A 17,816-nucleotide genomic window follows, 5' to 3' on the forward strand; every position below is an offset into this window, starting at 1 on the left:
GATCAGGCCGCCTTGGCCTCGGCCGCCTCGGCCCAGCGCAGGCCCACGGTGCGGATCGCCGGCAGCTGGGCGATGAACAGGTCGACCAGCGCCGGGTCGAAATGCCTGCCCTTCTGCTGCACCAGGTAATCCACCGCTTCCTCTTCGCTCCAGGCGCGCTTGTAGGGGCGTACCGAGGTCAGGGCGTCGAACACGTCGGCGATCGCGACGATGCGCCCGGTGAGCGGAATCTGCTCGCCGGAGAGTCCCTTCGGGTAGCCGCTGCCGTCGTATTTCTCGTGGTGGGTCAGGGCGATGTCGTGCGCCAGCCTGAGCATGCCGCCTTCGTGCTGGCCGATGATCTCGGCGCCGATGACGGCGTGGCTCTGCATGATCTTCCACTCGTCGGCGTCGAGCGGGCCGGCCTTCTGCAGGATGCGGTCGGGGATGCCGATCTTGCCGACGTCGTGCATCGGCGCCGCATGCAGCAGGTCTTCCGCTTCCTCTTCGGTCATGCCGGCCGCCAGGCCCAGGATGCGCGAGAAGTGGCTCATGCGGATCACGTGCAGGCCGGTCTCGTTGTCCTTGTACTCGGCCGCCAGGCCCAGGCGCTGGACGATCGCCAGGCGTGTCGCCTTCAGCTCTTCCGTGCGGACCAGGGACAGGTGGGTGCGCACGCGCGCGCGCACCAGCGGCGGGCTGACCGGCTTGGTGATGTAGTCGACCGCGCCGGCCTCGAAGCCTTCGAGTTCGTCGGCGGTGTCGGTCAGGGCGGTGACGAAGATGACGGGAATCGGCGCGGTCAGCGGGTTGGCCTTCAGCGCGGCGCAGACTTCGTAGCCGCTCATCCCCGGCATCATCACGTCGAGCAGCACCAGGTCGGGGCGTTCCCTGACCGCCAGTTCCAGCGCGCGCGCGCCGTCCTTGGCGAACAGCAGGCGGTAGTGGTCCTGCAGGATCTGGCGCAGCAACTGCAGGTTGCTCGCTTCGTCGTCGACCGCCAGGATCAGCGGGCGGTTGGTGGGGTTACTCATTGCATCGTTTCCTGTGGCGTTGGGTCGTCAAGCATGTCGAGCGCGGCCAGCACGGCGTCGAGCTGTTGCTGGGCGAGGTCGAAGTCGAAATCGGCAAGCGCGGCCTGGACCTGGGTGACGCGCGCGGCGGCCGGATGGTCCGCCAGGGCAGCCGCGAGGCCGGCCAGCGCCGCATCGTCGAGGGCGCCGCGGCCCAGGGCTTCGCGCAGCAGGCCGCCGGCACGGCGCGCGCGTTCCAGGTCGATGGCGTCGCCGGCGGCCCCCTGCGCTGCCGGCGCAGCGGCTCGCCGCTGGTCGCGGATCAGCGCCAGCGCGGTCTCGTGCGCCTCGGCCACGCCCACCAGGGCCTGCGGCAGCAGCGACACGCCCGCCAGGTGCTGGCCCTTGTCGCCATCGGCCAGCTGTTCCAGCTCGGCCAGCGCATCGGCCAGCAGTTCCAGGCCGAGGTTGGCGGCGATGCCGCGCGCCTTGTGCGCCAGCATGCGCAGCGAAGGATAGTCGGCGGCATCGGCGAAGCCGCGCAGGAACTGCGGCAGCATGGCGTGCTGGGTATGGAAGTGGGCCAGCGCTTCCAGGTAGGCGTCTTCCTTGCCGCCCCAGCGGTGCACGCCGCCGTGGCGGTTCCAGGCCTGGCGTTCGAGCGCCGGCGCATCGGGCGCCTGGCTCGAGCCGATGCCGAGCACGCGCGCGATCTCGTGCGACAGCGTGAACCAGTCGACCGGCTTGGAGGCGAAGCCGTCCATGCCGACCTCGAGGCTGGCGCGGCGGTGCTCGGCCAGCACGCTGGCCGTCATCGCGATCACCGGCACGCGCGGCCGGCCCTCGCTTGCCGCCTGTTCGCGGATCAGGCGGGTGGCGCGCAGGCCGTCGATGGTCGGCATCTGGAAGTCCATCAGGATCAGGTCGAAGTCCTGTCGCGCGGCCAGCTCGACCACCTGGGCGCCGTCCGCCACGCCGGTCATGGTGTGGCCGCGGCGCGCCATCAGCAGCTGCAGCAGCTCGAGGTTCTGCGGCACGTCGTCGGCAACCAGCACGCGCAGCGGCGGCAGCACGGCGGCAGTACGCACGCGCGCCTGCTGGGGCGCAAAGCGCGCCACCACCAGCGGCAGCAGCACGTGGAAGGTGGTGCCTTCGCCGACCGTGCTCTCGGCCCAGATCTTCCCGCCCATCAGCTCGACCAGCTGCTTGCTGATCGTGGTGCCGAGACCCGTGCCGCCGAAGCGCCGCGTCATCGAGGCGTCGGCCTGGGTGAACGGGTCGAAGATCGCCTGCAGGCGCTCGGGCGCGATGCCGATGCCGGTGTCTTTCACGGAGAAGTGCAACTGGTCGCCCCGTGGCTCGGCGCGCAGGGTGACGCTGCCGGCGGCGGTGAATTTGATCGCGTTGTCGAGCAGGTTAGTGAGGACTTGGCGGATGCGCAGCTCGTCGCCGCGCAAATTGGTAGGCAGCGCCGGGTCGTAGTGGATGTCGACGTGCAGGCCCTTGGCGCGCGCGTTGGCCGCCAGCGTCGAGGACAATTCGTCGATCAGCGAAAGCAGGTTGAAGTCGTTGATCTCCAGTTCGACCGCGCCCTTTTCCAGCTTGGCGGTGTCGAGGATCTCGTTGAGCAGGCGAAGGAGCGAGCGGCCGGCGCTGCGCACGGTGTCGAGGTGGCGGCGCTGGTCGGGCGCCAGTTCGCCGTCGAGCAGCACGTCGGTGAAGCCGAGGATGGAGTTCATCGGCGTGCGGATCTCGTGGCTCATGTTGGCGACAAAGGTGGCGCGCGCGGCGGCGGCCTGCTCGGCGTGTTCCTTGGCCTCGCGCAGCGCCTCTTCCATGCGGCGGCGCTCGCTGATGTCGAGGATCACGCCGTCGAGCCATACGAGCCTGCCTTCGTCGTCGCGCACGCCGGTGCCGTTCTCCCACAGCCAGCGGGTGCTGCCGTCGGCGTGCAGCAGGCGGTACTCGACCAGCCAGGGGCGGTCTTCGCGCAGCGCGGCCTCGATCGCCTGCGACACGCGCACGCGGTCGGCTGCGTGGATCAGGGCGCCGAAGCTGCGGCGCGGCGGGGTGTCCGGCAATGCGCCGGTGAAGTCGCGCGCCGGATAGCCGGCCACGCGCTCGACCGCGTCGCTGATGAACACCATCGGGTGCGCGCCCTCGATGCGGCTGCGGTAGGAGATGCCGGGGATGGTGCCGATCAGGCAGCGGAACTGCTGCTCGCTGGCGCGCAGCGCCTGCACCATCTCGCGCCGCTCGGTGATGTCGGTGACGAAGCAGACGAACAGTTCCTCGTCGCGCAGGCGCGCGTGGCCGACGGCGAAGCGGATCGGCACCAGGCTGCCGTCGCGGCGCAGCGCGTCGACCTCGGCATTGTTCGGCGCCGCATGGGCGCCGCTGTCGCGCAGGTAGCCAAGCAGGCCGGCTTCGTTGTTGCGGTCCTGTTCGGTCATCAGGAGGCGCACGTTGCCGCCGACGATTTCGTCGCGGCGCCAGCCGAAGATGTTCTCGGCCGAGGCATTGAATTCGAGGATGGTGCCGTCGCGGTCGACCGTGATGACGCCGTCGATGGTGGTGGTGAGCAGGGCGCGCATCCAGGCTTCGCTGCGCGACAGTTCGGCGTACAGGCGGCGGTAGCGCAGCAGGCCGTTGGCAGCCAGCACGACGACGGTGAACAGGACGGTGATCAGGGAGATCGCCAGCGCCAGGGTCGTGGTATCGGACGAAGCCGGGGCATTCGGATCGACCGTGCCTACGAAACGCGCCGCGGCCATGCCGGTGTAGTGCATGCCGGCGATCGCGCAGCCCATCACGACGGCCGCCAGCAGCAGGCGCTTGCCTTCGCTCATGCTGCGGAAGCGGGTCAGGCCGAAGCGCACCCACAGTGCCAGCGTCGCCAGCACCACGGCGACGACGATCGACAGCGCGAAGGTCAGTGGGTCGTAGCGCAGGTCCAGGCTCATGCGCATGCCGGCCATGCCGGCATAGTGCATCGCACCGATGCCGGCGCCGACCAGCAGGCCGCCCGCCAGCAGGCCAGCAGCGCCCAGGCGCTCGCGCGCGATCAAGCTCAGCGCGACGAAGGAAGCGCCGATGCTCGGCAGGCTCGAGCCGATGGTGGTCATCGGGTCGTAGCTGACGCGCGTGCAGAGGTTAAAGGCGAGCATGCCGACAAAATGCATGGCCCAGACGCCGGCGCCCAGCGCCAGGCTGCCGGTCAGCAGGAAGATCAGGCGCTGGCTGTCGCGCTGGCGTGCCTGGCCTGCGATCTGCAAGCCCATCCATGATGAGAAGATCGCCACGAGCAGCGACAGCAGCACGAGCCTGGAATCGTAGATGCCATAGCTGAGTAGCGATGGGTCATCTGGCAACATGAAAAGCGACATGGGGTTGTTCCGGAGTGGTCCATCGAGAGGACAAAAGCACCTGCGAGTATGACATTTTCCTATTGGAAAGTCTTGATTTTATTAGGGAAACGTAGCGACATGGCGTGGCAACTGTCGCGTTGCCGCTACCCTGCATTGCAATGTATTGACGACAATGGCAGGCCTTGGGGTATGCTGAATGGATAGATGCTGCGATCCATCTTTCTGGGAATGCGGGAGCCTCGATGTTGATAGACCGAATCACGATGGGCGCGGTATGCGCGGCCCTGGCCGTCCTGTCGAATGCGCTGTCCGTTTCTGCCCGGGCCGCCAGCCGGGACGCGGCAGCGGACACCGATGCGGCCTTGTACATCACGACCGAGACGGCGGCGCCGTCGAGCATGCTTGACGGGCGGGGCCGGGTGGTGGGGATCGCCACCGACAAGGTGCGCGCCGCCCTGGACCGCGCCAGGCTTGCGTACACGATCGAATTGCTGCCGTGGAAGCGCGCCTATGCCGCCGCACGCGGGCGCCCCGATGCCTGCGTCTACTCGACCACCCGCACGCCCGAGCGCGAGGCCCTGTTCAAGTGGGTCGGTCCGCTCGATACTGCGCACTGGGTGCTGATGGCGCGCGCCGACCGCCAGTTCGCGCTGCGCAACCTGGAAGACGCGCGGCCTTACCGGATCGGCACCTACAACGGCGATGCGCGCGACCATTACCTGCGCAGCCGCGGCTTCAAGGTCGACGCCGCGCCGCACGACCTGATCAATCCGCGCAAGTTGTTGCTCGGACGCATCGACCTGTGGGCAGCGGCGCTGCGTCCCGGCAGCCCCGTACTTGCACAGAATGGCTGGGCCGGCAAGATCGTCCCGGTGCTCGCGTTCAACCAGCGCGATGTCTTCCTTGCCTGCAACCGCGGTGTATCCGATGCCATCGTCAGCCGTCTCAACGACGCCTTTGCCGCGCTCGAACGCGACGGCTCGCTGCGGCGGATCGAGCGGGCGTATGATAACTGGGCGGAAGCGGAGGGCAGGTGACAAACAAAAAACCGCGTCCTTCAATGAAGAAACGCGGGTCTTGTCTGTATTCGTGTCGTGGTGCCGGGAACCGGAATCGAACCGGTACGCCTTGCGGCGCGGGATTTTGAGTCCCGTGCGTCTACCTATTCCGCCATCCCGGCAACGCGCTGTGCATTATCGCTGATTTGGATTGCACCGGCAACAGTTTACGAGCCCGGCCGCGGGCTGCGAACGCCGCCTGTGGCGGCCGCATGCCGGGTCGCAGCAACAGTGCAGCTAGCTCGCCAATGCCTTCTGCAGCGAGCGCAGGACCGGGATGGGGCCGACCACTTCCAGGGCATGCGCATGCACCCTGACGTTGACGGTCTGGGTCCGGGCGCGCCACGACGGGCGCGCGGTCCTGACGTAGCGCAGCAGGCCGGGGCCGGCCTCGCAGCGCGCATAGCCGAGCGAGGAGAGGGTGCTGTCCAGGGTCATGCTCATGTGGCTGGCGTCGAAGCGGGTGTTGACGTCGAGCCGGCCCGGTGTGCTGGCACACAGGGGCAGAGCCAGGCCGGCCAGCACCGGCAGGACGATCAGGGCCAGCGGGGCGGTGGGGTCGAACAGGTGCAGCGCCAGCACCAGCAAGGGCATGCCGATGGCCACCGTCAACCCGTAGGCGGCCAGCGGGGGCAGGCTGCGCAGCCAGCCGCCGCCCTGGTTCGAACGCACGACTTCCGAGAACATGACGCTTTTCATGTTGTTTCCTCCATGGGCAGACGTGGGACGGCGCTGTCTGCCATTGTGTTTCCTGTATATGCTCCCGGATTGAGCTGACTCAAGGAGGGAACGATCAGGAACAAACGTCTGCCAGCGCCGCCGGATCAAAGCATGAGGTGGCGGCGTGGCTGCGCGTATGGATATGCCGCGTGCGTAAAAGGCGCGCGGAGCTGGCACGTCCACTCTTGCCGATGCGGCGTCCATCCGGACAACGCCGGCATTGCCAACACCTTGCCATGGAGTTCACATGAAAAGCACATCCCTGGTCCTGGGCGCGCTGCTGGCGGGCGCTGTCTGCGCCGGCCCATATGCCAGCGCACAGGCAATCGAGCGCAGCGTACCGATTTCCACGATCGACGACGGGGTGGGCGGCTTCAATGCCCATTTCGGCGACGGCTTCAGCGCCCCCGAATCGGGCAGCACCTTCACCGATCTCTTCATCTTCGACGTCGGCGGCCTTCCTTTCGACGCGGCGGCCTCGGTCACCTCGTCCTACCTGAATTCGCCGCTGGAAAAAGACCTGAGTATCACCGCCCTGAGCCTGTACCGCTACGATCCCGCGACGATGAATGTCATCGGCCCCGTGATCGCCGGCATCGACCAAACCGGCTTTGGCAACAACCCGACCGACTCCTGGGCACTGACGGCCTTCGGCCTGCCGACCGGGGCGTATGCGGTGCGTGTCGATGGTGTGGTCACGGGTGCGGCCGGGGGCAGTTTCGGCGCCGACCTGACGGTGTCGCCAGTGCCGGAAGCGCCAGGATTTGCGCTGCTGCTGGGCGGGCTGGCCTTCGGCGCGCTCCTGCGGCGCAGCAGCCTGCCCGGCAAGCGCACGGCGCCGGCATAGAAAAACCGCCCTGCGGATGGTTCCGGCAGGGCGGTTCGGCAACGGGCGGCGGCGCGGGGCGGGCCTCAGGGCGCGCGGCGGTACAGGCGGAAGCGTTCGTCGCGGTCGGATGCGCGGCGGCCTTCCCACAGCAGCGTCGCGCCGCGCGTACTCCAGCGGCGCGCCAGGTTGCGGTCGTCGCGCGTCCTGACGCTGTCCTGAAGCAGAACATAATCGCACCGGCCTGCTCCCTGTACGCCGGCAAACGGCAGGCGGCCGAAGTAGGCGAACGAGGCGCGTTGCGCCGAGGTCACGTTCGTGTCGATGCAGTTCGCGTCCGGCGGCAGCTTGGCGGCGATCGCCTGGGCCACGCCGGCGTAGCTCTTGCTGTAGTTCAGGTCCGGCAGGAACAGCGTCATCAGGAGCACCCACAACAGGATCAGCCCGCTCGAGGACAGCACCACCGCGCGCCACAGCACCGCGGGCTGGCGCGACACGCGCCAGCGCACCAGCCAGATCCAGCCGATCGATACGCTCGCTGCCACGACGAAGGCGACGATGCCGAATTCCGGCTTGAAACCGGGCACCAGCTTGAGCGCATTGTGCGACAGCTTGGCGGGCCAGCCGGTCAGCTTGGCGATCCAGAACAGCCAGAGCAGGGCGGCCAGCGTGGTCAGCGCCATCACCGAGAACCAGTCGATGGCATTGATCGCGCCGCGCTTCATGGTCGGCAGGCCGAAGGCGGCCATCAGGGCCAGCAGCGGCAGGAGTTTCAGCAGATCGCCATTTTCCGGCGAGGGATCGCACAGGGTGAGCAGGGTCAAGGCGCCGAGGAAGGTCAGCGGCAGCACGATGTGCAGCATGTTCTGCTGGCGCCGCCAGGCCCAGATCGCCCAGCCGGCGAAAGGCCAGGCCGGCCAGAAGAACCAGACGCCGACGCGGAAGAAGGCCTTGATCGAGGTCCAGCTCGGCACGCTCAGCTGCTCGGCGTTCCAGGCCAGCCAGGCCGGCACCGGCGAGTCGCCATGCGGCTGGACGATGCTGGCGGGCAGGATCCAGATCAGGGTCAACAGCGCCGCCACAGCGCTGGCCAGCGCCAGGTGACGCAGGGAGTTGCCGGTCGGCATACGGAAGAAGCGCGTGCCCAGGAACAGCGCCACTACCAGCGCCAGCGGCGACAGCGGGCCGCGCGTCAGGGTCAGGGCGCCCAGCGCCAGGCCGACCAGGGCAGCATTGCGCAGGCTGGCGCTCTCGATGTAGCGCACCGCGCGGTAGAGGAAATAGGCGAGCAGCGAACCCTGCAGGGTCACGGCCAGGGTTTCGTGGCTGTACAACAGCAGGCCGAGCGAGCCGAGGTAGACCAACACCGCCGTGTCGGCCAGCGTGCGGCCGTAGTCGTCCGGCTCCGGCTGGCCACCGAAGGCCAGGCGCAGCGGCTGCGCTTCCGGCCGCCGTCCCAGGTGGAAGGCGGTGTACCAGAGCGACATGGTGCCGAGGACAAAAATGCCGATGTTGGAGACGCGCGCGGCCAGCACGTCGCCCAGCAGCCAGCCGAACAGCTTGATGCAGATGGCGCCCAGCCAGAAGGCAAGCGGGCCCTCGTCGGTGACGGCCAGGCCGGCGATGTTCGGGTAGAGCCAGTCGTGCAGGCCGCCACGGGCCATCGTCCACATGACGCCGAAGCTGCCGGCGTCATCCTTCCACGGGTCGCGGCCGATCAGTCCCGGCAGGATATACAGCATGCCGAGCGCGTACAGCGCCCAGCGCGGCAGGGCCAGCGTGGCGGCGGCGGGGAGGCGGACTGGTTTCATCGATAGGTCTTGATGAGAGGAATGAATGTCGCGCTAGTATAGCGGCGAATGAAAGATGAAAAAAAAGAAGCCGGAAACCGGCTTCTTCTTTGGCCCTGCATGGGCTGGGGAAGCCGCGTGGGCTCCCTTGAATTGCTTGCTTAGCCGTTGGCGACGGTGGTCTTCGAACCAACCGAACCGAACTTCTGGCGGAACTTCTCGACGCGGCCAGCGGTGTCGACGATCTTGTGCTTGCCGGTGTAGAACGGGTGCGATTCAGCCGAGACTTCGATCTTGATCAGCGGGTATTCTTTACCTTCGTAGGTACCGGTTTCGCGGGTGGCGATGGTCGAACGGGTGATGAATTTGAAGTCGCACGACACGTCGTGGAACAGCACTTCGCGGTAATCTGGATGGATATCGGTCTTCATGGTTTTGCCTTGGTTAGTTTGGTAGCCAAACAGCACTTCGTCGGTCTTGTTGCTTCTTGACCCGATTGCCGATCACTTGCCAGGGGTTGATGTACTGAACCCACGATTATAAAACGGCTTCAGAATCCAGGCAACTATGCCAGAGCCGATACGTAGGGTGGGCACCCCGTGCCCACGCGGAAGCATGCCTCGTGGCTGTTCATTTTGACACGGATCACATGATCATCCGTCAACGTTGTCCAGGCGTCGCGTTGACTCCACGTTTCGCGTGGGCACGGAGTGCCCACCCTGCGGTGCCACGTCCTGCTGCACGCAGCCGTGAATGAAAAAGGGCGGCACAGGCCGCCCTTGTCGATGCTTTTGGCGAGAATCAGCCGCCGCGGCGCATCATGTCGAAGAACTCCACGTTGTTCTTCGTTGCACGCATCTTGTCGAGGATGAACTCCATCGCCTCGATCTCGTCCATCGAGTACAGCAGCTTGCGCAGGATCCAGATCTTTTGCAGCTGGTCCGGCTTGATCAGCAGTTCCTCGCGGCGCGTGCCCGACTTGTTCAGGTTGATCGCCGGGTAGACGCGCTTCTCGGCCAGGCGGCGCTCGAGGTGCACTTCCATGTTGCCGGTGCCCTTGAATTCTTCGTAGATCACGTCGTCCATGCGCGAGCCGGTTTCGATCAGGGCGGTGGCGACGATGGTCAGCGAGCCGCCTTCTTCGACGTTACGGGCGGCGCCGAAGAAGCGCTTCGGACGCTGCAGCGCGTTGGCATCGACACCGCCGGTCAGGACCTTGCCCGAGGCCGGGATCACGGTGTTGTAGGCGCGTGCCAGGCGGGTGATCGAGTCGAGCAGGATCACGACGTCCTTCTTCATCTCGACCAGGCGCTTGGCCTTTTCCAGCACCATTTCGGCGACCTGCACGTGGCGGGTGGCCGGTTCGTCGAAGGTCGAAGCGACCACTTCGCCGCGCACCGAACGCTGCATCTCTGTCACTTCTTCCGGACGTTCGTCGATCAGGAGGACGATCAGGGTGACGTCCGGGTGGTTCGCGGTGATCGCGTGGGCGATGTGCTGCAGCATGACCGACTTGCCCGACTTCGGCGAGGCGACCAGCAGGCCGCGCTGGCCTTTGCCGATCGGCGAGATCAGGTCGACGATACGGCCGGTGATGTTCTCGGCGCCGTTCATGTCGCGCTCGAGGCGCAGCGGCTCGTTCGGGTGCAGCGGGGTCAGGTTTTCGAACAGGATGCGGTGCTTCGACGCTTCCGGCGACTCGCCGTTGACCTTGTCCACCTTGACCAGTGCGAAATAGCGCTCGCCGTCCTTCGGGGTGCGCACTTCGCCTTCGATCGAGTCACCCGTATGCAGGTTGAAGCGGCGGATCTGCGACGGCGAGATGTAGATGTCGTCGGTCGAGGCCATGTAGCTCGCATCGGGCGAACGCAGGAAGCCGAAGCCGTCCGGCAGCACCTCGAGCGCGCCGTCGCCGAAGATCTGTTCGCCCTGCTTTGCGCGCTTCTTCAGGATGGCGAACATCAGTTCTTGTTTGCGCAGGCGCGCTGCGTTGTCGATATCGAGGCTGATCGCCATCTCCAGAAGGGCGGAGACGTGCATTGCCTTCAGTTCAGATAAGTGCATGTTGTGTGGGTGTCCCGTGACGGGAAATCAAGGTAGGGGAGGGAACTGCGTGGGTTAGTCAATTGGGATGCGACCGGAATCGATCGGTCTCCCGTCCAGACAATGGCGGCAGTGCGGGCGCGCTGCCGCCGCTCAACGAACGCTCAGTGAACGCCCGATTATTAAATGTTGCTGTCGATGAAGGCGGTCAGCTGGCCCTTGGCCATGGCGCCGACTTTCTGCGCGGCCGGGACGCCGTCCTTGAACAGGATCAGGGTCGGGATGCCACGGATGCCGAACTTGGCCGGTACGGCCTGGTTGGCGTCGACGTCCATCTTCGCGATCGTGATCTTGCCATCGTATTCCTTGGCGACTTCTTCCAGGATCGGGGCGATCATCTTGCACGGACCGCACCACTCGGCCCAGAAATCGACCAGGACCGGACGCTCGGACTTGATCACGTCGGTTTCGAAAGAAGCATCGCTGATGTGTTTAATGTTTTCGCTCATGTTTTCCTCAAAGAGAGGTAAGGATCAATGTACGCCTGGAGACTGCACAGCAGCTCGTCCGGCTTCCGAATGTTAATGAAACTGGTTGCAACACAATGGTGGAGACAATGTGCGCAAACTCAATATTGGAAGGGCGTCAAGAGGACGTCAGGCGGGGGATTTAGGTCGAATAATACCTTATTTTCCCCAAAAGTGTTCGGACGTTTGTTCAAATTTTAACACGCCACGGCCGAGCGCAATTGGTCGAGCGCGATCGGCTTGCGAAAGGTCCCGGTCACGTGCAATCCGAGCACCCGCGCCAGCTCGCTGGCGGCGTCGCGCACCCCCGCATCCATGCCCGACAGCAGGATCACGCGGCCGCCGAAACCACGCGCCGCGGCGGCCTGCAGGAACTCGATGCCATCCATGTCGGGCAGAGCCAGGTCGCAGATCAGGGTGTCCGGCCCCTGTTCTTCCAGGGTCGAGAGGGCGTGGCGGGTCGTGGCCTCGGCAAAGACCTCGCGCACGCCCACCTGTTCCAGCATGTCGGTGAGCACTTCCAGCATGAAATGGTCGTCGTCGAGCACCAGCACGCGCGGCGGCTGGGCAGGCTTGGCGATGACGGGCTCATCCATACAAATGGTTCCGGCGAAGTTTTGACTGGAAGGGAATTATCGGCGAGAACAGGCATGCCGTACGCATGCCCGCCAAAAAAAAACTGCGCGGCACGTCTCATTCAATCCACGTTCAGCCCACGCTGCCGGTGAACTGGTACAGGCGGCCCGGGTGCCACATGGTCACGCTGGAGGCCACCCGGCCGCCGGAAGTGGTCTTGCGCTTGAGCACGAGACAGGGGGCGCGCGCATCGATGGCGAGCAGCTCGGCCACTTCGCGCGGTGCGCCCAGGGCCTCGATGGCGTAGGTCGCGCCCTGCAGCGGGGCGACGGCCATCAGGTGTTCGTTCGGGGTGATGGCATTGAAATCCTGGGCCAGGTAGTCCGGCGCGCAGGCCGGGTTGACCCAGCGGTCTTCGAGCTGGATCGGCACCTCGTTCTCGAAATGCACGATCAGCGAATGGAACAGCGGCGTCTCCGGCGCCAGCTCGAACTGCAGGGCCAGCGCTTCGCTCGCCGGCGCTGCTTCCAGCAGGTGCAACTGGCTGCGGTGGCGGTGGCCGCGCGCCCGCACTTCGTCGGCGATATTGCGGATCTCGACCAGGGTCGCCTGGTATTTCTGCGGCGCCACATAGGTGCCCGAACCCTGGCGCCGCGTGAGCACCTGTTCGGCCGTCAGTTCGCGCACTGCGCGGTTGACGGTCATGCGCGACACGCCGAACTGGCGCACCAGCGCCTGCTCGGAGGGCACGAGGTCGCCTTCCTTCCAACGGCCGGAGGCGATCTCGCCGACCAGGTAATCCTTGATACGCTGGAAGATAGGGGTGCTCGCTTGCGCGCTCTGTTCGTTCAAACTGCTCTCCGGTGGGGCGATAATGATGACTGTCGACAGTGCGGATTCTAGCATCGCCGATTCGAAAGCAAGACCCGGAGTGCGCACCCGGCGCACGCGTGCCACGATACGCGCCATCGACCTTGCAGGAGCCGCCATGAAAACCGAGACCATCCTTCATGCCTATGCCAGCGACGAGGCGCGCTGGGAAGCCGTGCAGCGGCGCGAGCGCGCCGCCGACGGCGTCTTCTATTACTCGGTGCGCACGACCGGCGTCTACTGCCGGCCCTCCTGTGGCGCCCGGCTGGCGCGGCGCGCGAACGTCGCCTTTCACGCCAGTTGCGATGCCGCGGAAAGCGCGGGTTTCCGGCCCTGCCTGCCCTGCCTGCGCTGCCGGCCGGACCTGCCGCCGCTGGCCGAGCGCCAGGCGCAAGCGGTGGCCGCGGCCTGCCGCCTGATCGAGACGAGCGAAGAGGAGCCGGACCTGGATGCGCTGGCGGCAGCCGCCGGCATGAGCCGCTTCCATTTCCACCGCCTGTTCAGGCAGCATGCCGGCGTCACCCCCAAGGCCTATGCGGCGGCGCTGCGCGCGGCGCGCGTGCGCGACGAGCTGGCGCAAGGCGCGCCGGTCACCGATGCGCTGTACGCCGCCGGCTTCAACTCCAGCTCGCGCTTCTATGCCGGCGCGGACGCGATGCTGGGCATGGCGCCGGCGCGCTTCCGGGCCGGCGGGGCGGGAGAGGAGATCCGGTTCGCGGTGGGCGCCTGTTCGCTGGGCGCGATTTTGGTGGCGGCAACCGGCCACGGCATCTGCGCGATCCTGATGGGCGACGACCCGGAGCAACTGGTGCGCGACCTGCAGGACCGCTTTCCGAAGGCGCAGCTGCTTGGCGGCGACGCGGACTTCGAACGCACCGTGGCGCAGGTGGTCGGCTTCGTCGAGGCGCCGCGCATCGGCCTGGACCTGCCGCTCGACGTGCGCGGCACCGCCTTCCAACAGCGCGTGTGGGAAGCGCTGCGCGCCATTCCGGCCGGCGCGACCGTCAGCTATACCGAGCTCGCGCAGCGCATCGGTTCGCCGGCCGCCGTGCGTGCGGTGGCGGGCGCCTGCGCGGCCAATCCGGTGGCGGTGGCGATTCCCTGCCACCGGGTGGTGCGCAGCGACGGCGGCCTGTCGGGCTACCGCTGGGGGATCGAACGCAAGCGGGCGCTGATCGAGCGCGAGAAAGCATAAGGAAAAAATGCAGGGCGGAAGAGGGGCGGCGGTGCCCAAGTTGCAAGGACTTCGCTACACTCATGTTTTGCATTTATTTAATAAAACGGAGAGTCCATGCGCCCCACCCTCAAGCAGTGTTCCATGTTCGTCCTTGCCGCGCTCGCCGGGCTGTCGGCCGCGCATGCCGACACGGTGATCGACAATGCCAATGGATACACGCTCAACAGCAAGGGTGATCTGGTGCAGTTCACGGCGCTGGCGTTCGATGACAAGGGCCGCGTCATCGCCGTCGGCAGCGCCGCCGAGGTGAACGCCAAAGCGCCGGGCGCGCGCCGTGTCGACGTGCAGGGCCGCACCGTGCTGCCGGGCCTGATCGATGCCCACGGCCACGTGTTCGGCCTGGGCCAGATGCTGACCCAGCTCGACCTGTCGCAGACCACCTCGCTGGAAGGCGCCCTGAAGGCCATCGCGGACTACGCCCGCGCCAATCCGGGCCAGGGCTGGCTGCGCGGACGTGGCTGGAACCAGGAAAACTGGAAGCTGGGGCGTTTCCCGACCGCGCTCGATGTCGACGCGGTCGTCAGCGACCGCCCGGTCTGGTTCGAGCGCGTCGACGGCCATGCCGGCTGGGCCAACAGCCGCGCGCTGGCGGCGGCCGGCATCACCGACAAGACCCCGGACCCGGCCGGCGGCAAGATCGTGCGCGACGCCAACGGCAAGGCGACCGGCGTGCTGGTCGACGCGGCGCAGGAATTGATCACCAAGGTATTGCCGGCCCAGACCGAAGCGGAAGGGCGCGTGGCGCTCGACCGCGCACTGGGCGCGCTGGCGAAGGTCGGCGTCACCAGCACCCACGATGCGGGCCTGGGCGTGTTCGAGGACCGTCTCTACCGCGTCTACGCGGATCAAGGAAAACTGACCGCGCGCATCTACGGCATGATCGGCGGCACCGAGGGCGACTTCGATGCGCTGTCGAAGAACGGTCCCCTGAAAACCTACGGCAACGACATGTATGCGCTGCGCGCGGTGAAGCTGTATTCGGACGGCGCACTGGGCAGCCGCGGCGCGGCCCTGATCAAGCCCTACAGCGACGAGCCGCATTCGCACGGCCTGCTGTTCTACAAGCTCGACCAGATGGACGCCATGATGAAGAAGGCGATGCTGCGCGGCTACCAGGTCAACGTGCACGCGATCGGCGACGCCGGCAACCACCAGATCCTCGACATCTACCAGAAGGAACTCCCGGCCACGAAGAGCGCGGCGCAGCGCCACCGCATCGAGCACGCCCAGGTGGTGGCGCCGGCCGACGTCAAGCGCTTCAAGACGCTGGGCATCATCCCGTCGATGCAGCCGACCCACGCAACCTCGGACAAGAACATGGCGGAAACCCGCGTCGGCCCGGAACGCATCAAGGGCGCCTACGCCTGGCGCAGCTTCCTGCACCAGGGTTCGCGCATCGCCTGCGGTTCGGATTTCCCGGTCGAGTCGCCGAATCCCTTCTTCGGCATCCACGCCGCGGTGACGCGCATGGACCACGCCGGCCAGCCGGTCGCCGGCTGGCATCCGGAGCAGGCGATGTCGCTGAAGGAAGCCTTCCGCTGCTTCACGCTTGACGCAGCCTACGCCGGCCACGCCGAAAACAGCTTAGGCTCGCTGGAACCGGGCAAGTGGGCCGACTTCATCGTGATCGACCAGGACCTGTTCAAGATGCCGACCTACGATATCCACAAGGTGGGCGTGCTGCAGACCTGGGTGGGAGGGAAGGCGGTGTACCAGAAACAATAAACCTGCCGGCGAAGGCAAGCGTAGGGTGGGGTTATTGAGGCCAATGGCCTCAATAACGAACGTGCCCACGCGGAAGCATGGTCAGTGGTAGCGCGTGCCAGGGCAATGCAAGTGGTCCAGTTGCGGCGCTTCCAAAGCGCATGGTTAGCTCCGCATCCATTGCATGCTCAGCGAGCGACACCTTGCCGCAGCGGAATACTGATCGGTACGTAACGCGTGGGCACGGAGTGCCCACCCTACGAGAAGCGACGCAGGTCATCGCAACAAACGGATTGACGGGCTTGTATAGACAACTTAGACTCTGAGCATTCCGGTGCGATCGGTTCCATCGTTCGCCCTTCCTCAACCCCAGGAGCTGCCATGACCCAAGAATCGCCCCGAGTTGATGTCGATCCGCGTTTCGATCCGACGCGCACCATCCGCGCCCCGCGCGGCACCGAACTTTCCTGCAAGAGCTGGCTGACCGAAGCGGCCTATCGCATGCTGCAGAACAACCTCGACGCCGAGGTGGCCGAGGACCCGCAGCGTCTCGTCGTCTATGGCGGCATCGGCCGCGCCGCCCGCAACTGGGAGTGCTTCGACCAGATCCTCGCTTCGCTGCGCGAGCTGGAAGACGACCAGACCCTCCTGATTCAATCCGGCAAGCCGGTCGGCGTCTTCCAGACCCACGAGAACGCGCCGCGCGTGCTGCTGGCCAACTCGAACCTGGTGCCGAAGTGGGCCAACTGGGAGCATTTCAACGAGCTCGACCGCAAAGGCCTGTTCATGTACGGCCAGATGACGGCCGGCAGCTGGATCTACATCGGCACCCAGGGCATCGTGCAGGGGACCTACGAAACCTTCGCCGAAGCCGGCCGCCAGCACTTCGGCGGCGACATGGCGGGGCGCTGGATCCTCACCGCGGGCCTGGGCGGCATGGGCGGCGCCCAGCCGCTGGCCGCCACCTTCGCCGGCGCGGTCTCGCTGACGGTCGAATGCCAGCAGAGCAGCATCGACTTCCGCCTGCGCACCCGCTACCTCGACAAGCAGGCGCGCGATATCGACGAAGCGCTGGCCCTGGTCAAGGAGTACACGGACAAGCGCGAAGCGGTCTCGATCGGCCTGCTCGGCAACGCCGCCGAGGTGCTGCCGGAACTGGTGCGCCGCGCCAAGCTTGGGAGCCTGGTGCCGGACCTGGTCACCGACCAGACCTCGGCCCATGACCTGATCAACGGCTACCTGCCGAGCGGCTGGAGCGTGGAGGAGTGGAAGGCCGCGCAGCGCGACCCATCGCAGCACGCGCGCCTGAAGGCGGCGGCCGCCGCATCGTGCGCGAAGCACGTCCAGGCCATCCTCGATTTCAAGGCGCTCGGCGCCTACGCGGTCGACTACGGCAACAACATCCGCCAGGTGGCCAAGGACGAAGGCGTCGCCAACGCCTTCGATTTCCCGGGCTTCGTGCCGGCCTACATCCGCCCGCAGTTCTGCGAAGGACGGGGACCGTTCCGCTGGGTGGCGCTGTCCGGCGACCCCGAGGACATCTATAAAACCGACGCCAAGATCAAGGAGCTGTTCCCGCAGCATAAGCAGGTGCACCGCTGGCTCGACATGGCGCGCGAGCGCATCGCCTTCCAGGGCCTGCCGGCGCGCATCTGCTGGCTGGGACTGGGCGAGCGCCACCTGGCCGGCCTGGCCTTCAACGAGATGGTGCGCACGGGCGAACTCAAGGCCCCGATCGTGATCGGCCGCGACCACCTCGACACCGGCTCGGTGGCCAGCCCGAACCGCGAGACCGAGGCGATGCGCGACGGCACCGACGCGGTGTCGGACTGGCCGCTCCTGAACGCGATGCTGAACACGGCCGGCGGCGCGACCTGGGTCTCGCTGCACCATGGCGGCGGCGTCGGCATGGGCTACTCGCAGCATTCCGGCGTGGTCATCGTTGCCGACGGCACCGACGCCGCCGCCAAGCGCCTGGCGCGCGTGCTGGTCAACGACAGCGGCTCGGGCGTGATGCGTCACGCCGACGCCGGCTATGAAAGCGCCATCGCCGCGGCCAAGCGCAATGGCCTGAACCTCCCGATGATCAAGTAAGCCTGAAAGCA

General features: G+C 66.5%; 14 protein-coding genes and 1 tRNA gene. 5 read left to right on the forward strand and 10 right to left on the reverse strand.

The window, feature by feature from the left end; genetic code table 11:
- Positions 1–2: 2 nt before the first annotated feature.
- Together ACSUZJ_RS03570 and ACSUZJ_RS03575 are read right to left on the reverse strand one after the other, a co-directional pair.
- Positions 3–1,013 (reverse strand): HD-GYP domain-containing protein, encoded by a 1,011-nt coding sequence (locus ACSUZJ_RS03570; RefSeq protein WP_499413380.1) that lies wholly within the window; start codon positions 1,011–1,013, stop codon positions 3–5.
- Positions 1,010–4,378, reverse strand: a complete 3,369-nt coding sequence (locus ACSUZJ_RS03575) for an MHYT domain-containing protein (protein ID WP_499413381.1) — start codon at positions 4,376–4,378, stop codon at positions 1,010–1,012. The genes ACSUZJ_RS03570 and ACSUZJ_RS03575 overlap by 4 nt, the downstream gene beginning before the upstream one ends.
- 224 nt (positions 4,379–4,602) lie before the next feature.
- On the opposite strand from ACSUZJ_RS03575, the gene ACSUZJ_RS03580 reads away from it, so the two are divergent.
- The gene (locus tag ACSUZJ_RS03580) at positions 4,603–5,397 is read left to right on the forward strand and encodes a substrate-binding periplasmic protein (protein ID WP_499413382.1); all 795 of its coding nucleotides are present in this window, start codon (positions 4,603–4,605) and stop codon (positions 5,395–5,397) included.
- Between the two features lie 58 nt (positions 5,398–5,455).
- Here the strand turns inward: ACSUZJ_RS03580 and ACSUZJ_RS03585 are convergent.
- Together ACSUZJ_RS03585 and ACSUZJ_RS03590 are read right to left on the reverse strand one after the other, a co-directional pair.
- Positions 5,456–5,540, reverse strand: a tRNA-Leu gene (locus ACSUZJ_RS03585).
- A 115-nt stretch (positions 5,541–5,655) separates the two neighbouring features.
- Positions 5,656–6,117: a hypothetical protein gene (locus ACSUZJ_RS03590; RefSeq protein WP_499413383.1), complete on the reverse strand. Its 462-nt coding sequence runs from the start codon at positions 6,115–6,117 to the stop codon at positions 5,656–5,658.
- Positions 6,118–6,385: 268 nt separating this feature from the next.
- Here ACSUZJ_RS03590 and ACSUZJ_RS03595 point away from each other — a divergent pair, with 268 nt between their 5' ends.
- Positions 6,386–6,985 carry an FxDxF family PEP-CTERM protein gene (locus ACSUZJ_RS03595; protein ID WP_499413384.1) on the forward strand — a complete coding sequence of 200 codons (600 nt, stop codon included), beginning with the start codon at positions 6,386–6,388 and terminating at the stop codon, positions 6,983–6,985.
- A gap of 65 nt (positions 6,986–7,050) precedes the next feature.
- On the opposite strand, the gene ACSUZJ_RS03600 is transcribed toward ACSUZJ_RS03595, so the two are convergent.
- The 6 genes from ACSUZJ_RS03600 to hutC form a co-directional block, all read right to left on the reverse strand.
- Positions 7,051–8,775, reverse strand: a complete 1,725-nt coding sequence (locus ACSUZJ_RS03600; protein WP_499413385.1) for an ArnT family glycosyltransferase — start codon at positions 8,773–8,775, stop codon at positions 7,051–7,053.
- A gap of 140 nt (positions 8,776–8,915) precedes the next feature.
- On the reverse strand, positions 8,916–9,185 hold the full coding sequence (locus ACSUZJ_RS03605; RefSeq protein WP_499413386.1) for a type B 50S ribosomal protein L31: 270 nt from the start codon (positions 9,183–9,185) through the stop codon (positions 8,916–8,918).
- A gap of 370 nt (positions 9,186–9,555) precedes the next feature.
- On the reverse strand, positions 9,556–10,818 hold the full coding sequence (rho, locus tag ACSUZJ_RS03610; protein WP_313705526.1) for a transcription termination factor Rho: 1,263 nt from the start codon (positions 10,816–10,818) through the stop codon (positions 9,556–9,558).
- Positions 10,819–10,979: 161 nt separating this feature from the next.
- Positions 10,980–11,306 carry a thioredoxin TrxA gene (gene trxA / locus ACSUZJ_RS03615; protein WP_312548549.1) on the reverse strand — a complete coding sequence of 109 codons (327 nt, stop codon included), beginning with the start codon at positions 11,304–11,306 and terminating at the stop codon, positions 10,980–10,982.
- Between the two features lie 215 nt (positions 11,307–11,521).
- Complete coding sequence (locus ACSUZJ_RS03620) at positions 11,522–11,920, reverse strand: response regulator (protein ID WP_499413387.1); 399 nt, start codon at positions 11,918–11,920, stop codon at positions 11,522–11,524.
- 112 nt (positions 11,921–12,032) lie between these two features.
- Positions 12,033–12,752 (reverse strand): histidine utilization transcriptional repressor HutC, encoded by a 720-nt coding sequence (gene hutC / locus ACSUZJ_RS03625; RefSeq protein WP_499413389.1) that lies wholly within the window; start codon positions 12,750–12,752, stop codon positions 12,033–12,035.
- A gap of 136 nt (positions 12,753–12,888) precedes the next feature.
- On the opposite strand from hutC, the gene ada reads away from it, so the two are divergent.
- The 3 genes from ada to hutU all read left to right on the forward strand — a co-directional run bounded on the left by ada (position 12,889) and on the right by hutU (position 17,805).
- A complete protein-coding gene (gene ada, locus ACSUZJ_RS03630) occupies positions 12,889–13,965 on the forward strand; it encodes a bifunctional DNA-binding transcriptional regulator/O6-methylguanine-DNA methyltransferase Ada (protein ID WP_499413390.1) in 1,077 nt (358 codons plus the stop codon).
- Between the two features lie 96 nt (positions 13,966–14,061).
- Positions 14,062–15,732, forward strand: a complete 1,671-nt coding sequence (locus ACSUZJ_RS03635; protein WP_499413392.1) for an amidohydrolase — start codon at positions 14,062–14,064, stop codon at positions 15,730–15,732.
- Between the two features lie 360 nt (positions 15,733–16,092).
- Positions 16,093–17,805 (forward strand): urocanate hydratase, encoded by a 1,713-nt coding sequence (gene hutU / locus ACSUZJ_RS03640; RefSeq protein WP_499413393.1) that lies wholly within the window; start codon positions 16,093–16,095, stop codon positions 17,803–17,805.
- Positions 17,806–17,816 lie beyond the last annotated feature (11 nt).

Origin of the sequence: Telluria sp. B2, assembly GCF_051789535.1 — a bacterium.
Lineage (GTDB): Bacteria > Pseudomonadota > Gammaproteobacteria > Burkholderiales > Burkholderiaceae_D > Telluria.

Excerpts from the sequence above, each read along its gene's own strand:
- ACSUZJ_RS03570 (WP_499413380.1), bottom strand. The coding sequence starts at position 1,013 with ATGAGTAACCCCACCAACCGCCCGCTGATCCTGGCGGTCGACGACGAA.
- ACSUZJ_RS03575 (WP_499413381.1), bottom strand. The coding sequence starts at position 4,378 with ATGTCGCTTTTCATGTTGCCAGATGACCCATCGCTACTCAGCTATGGC.
- ACSUZJ_RS03580 (WP_499413382.1), top strand. The coding sequence starts at position 4,603 with ATGTTGATAGACCGAATCACGATGGGCGCGGTATGCGCGGCCCTGGCC.
- ACSUZJ_RS03590 (WP_499413383.1), bottom strand. The coding sequence starts at position 6,117 with ATGAAAAGCGTCATGTTCTCGGAAGTCGTGCGTTCGAACCAGGGCGGC.
- ACSUZJ_RS03595 (WP_499413384.1), top strand. The coding sequence starts at position 6,386 with ATGAAAAGCACATCCCTGGTCCTGGGCGCGCTGCTGGCGGGCGCTGTC.
- ACSUZJ_RS03600 (WP_499413385.1), bottom strand. The coding sequence starts at position 8,775 with ATGAAACCAGTCCGCCTCCCCGCCGCCGCCACGCTGGCCCTGCCGCGC.
- ACSUZJ_RS03605 (WP_499413386.1), bottom strand. The coding sequence starts at position 9,185 with ATGAAGACCGATATCCATCCAGATTACCGCGAAGTGCTGTTCCACGAC.
- rho (WP_313705526.1), bottom strand. The coding sequence starts at position 10,818 with ATGCACTTATCTGAACTGAAGGCAATGCACGTCTCCGCCCTTCTGGAG.
- trxA (WP_312548549.1), bottom strand. The coding sequence starts at position 11,306 with ATGAGCGAAAACATTAAACACATCAGCGATGCTTCTTTCGAAACCGAC.
- ACSUZJ_RS03620 (WP_499413387.1), bottom strand. The coding sequence starts at position 11,920 with ATGGATGAGCCCGTCATCGCCAAGCCTGCCCAGCCGCCGCGCGTGCTG.
- ada (WP_499413390.1), top strand. The coding sequence starts at position 12,889 with ATGAAAACCGAGACCATCCTTCATGCCTATGCCAGCGACGAGGCGCGC.
- ACSUZJ_RS03635 (WP_499413392.1), top strand. The coding sequence starts at position 14,062 with ATGCGCCCCACCCTCAAGCAGTGTTCCATGTTCGTCCTTGCCGCGCTC.
- hutU (WP_499413393.1), top strand. The coding sequence starts at position 16,093 with ATGACCCAAGAATCGCCCCGAGTTGATGTCGATCCGCGTTTCGATCCG.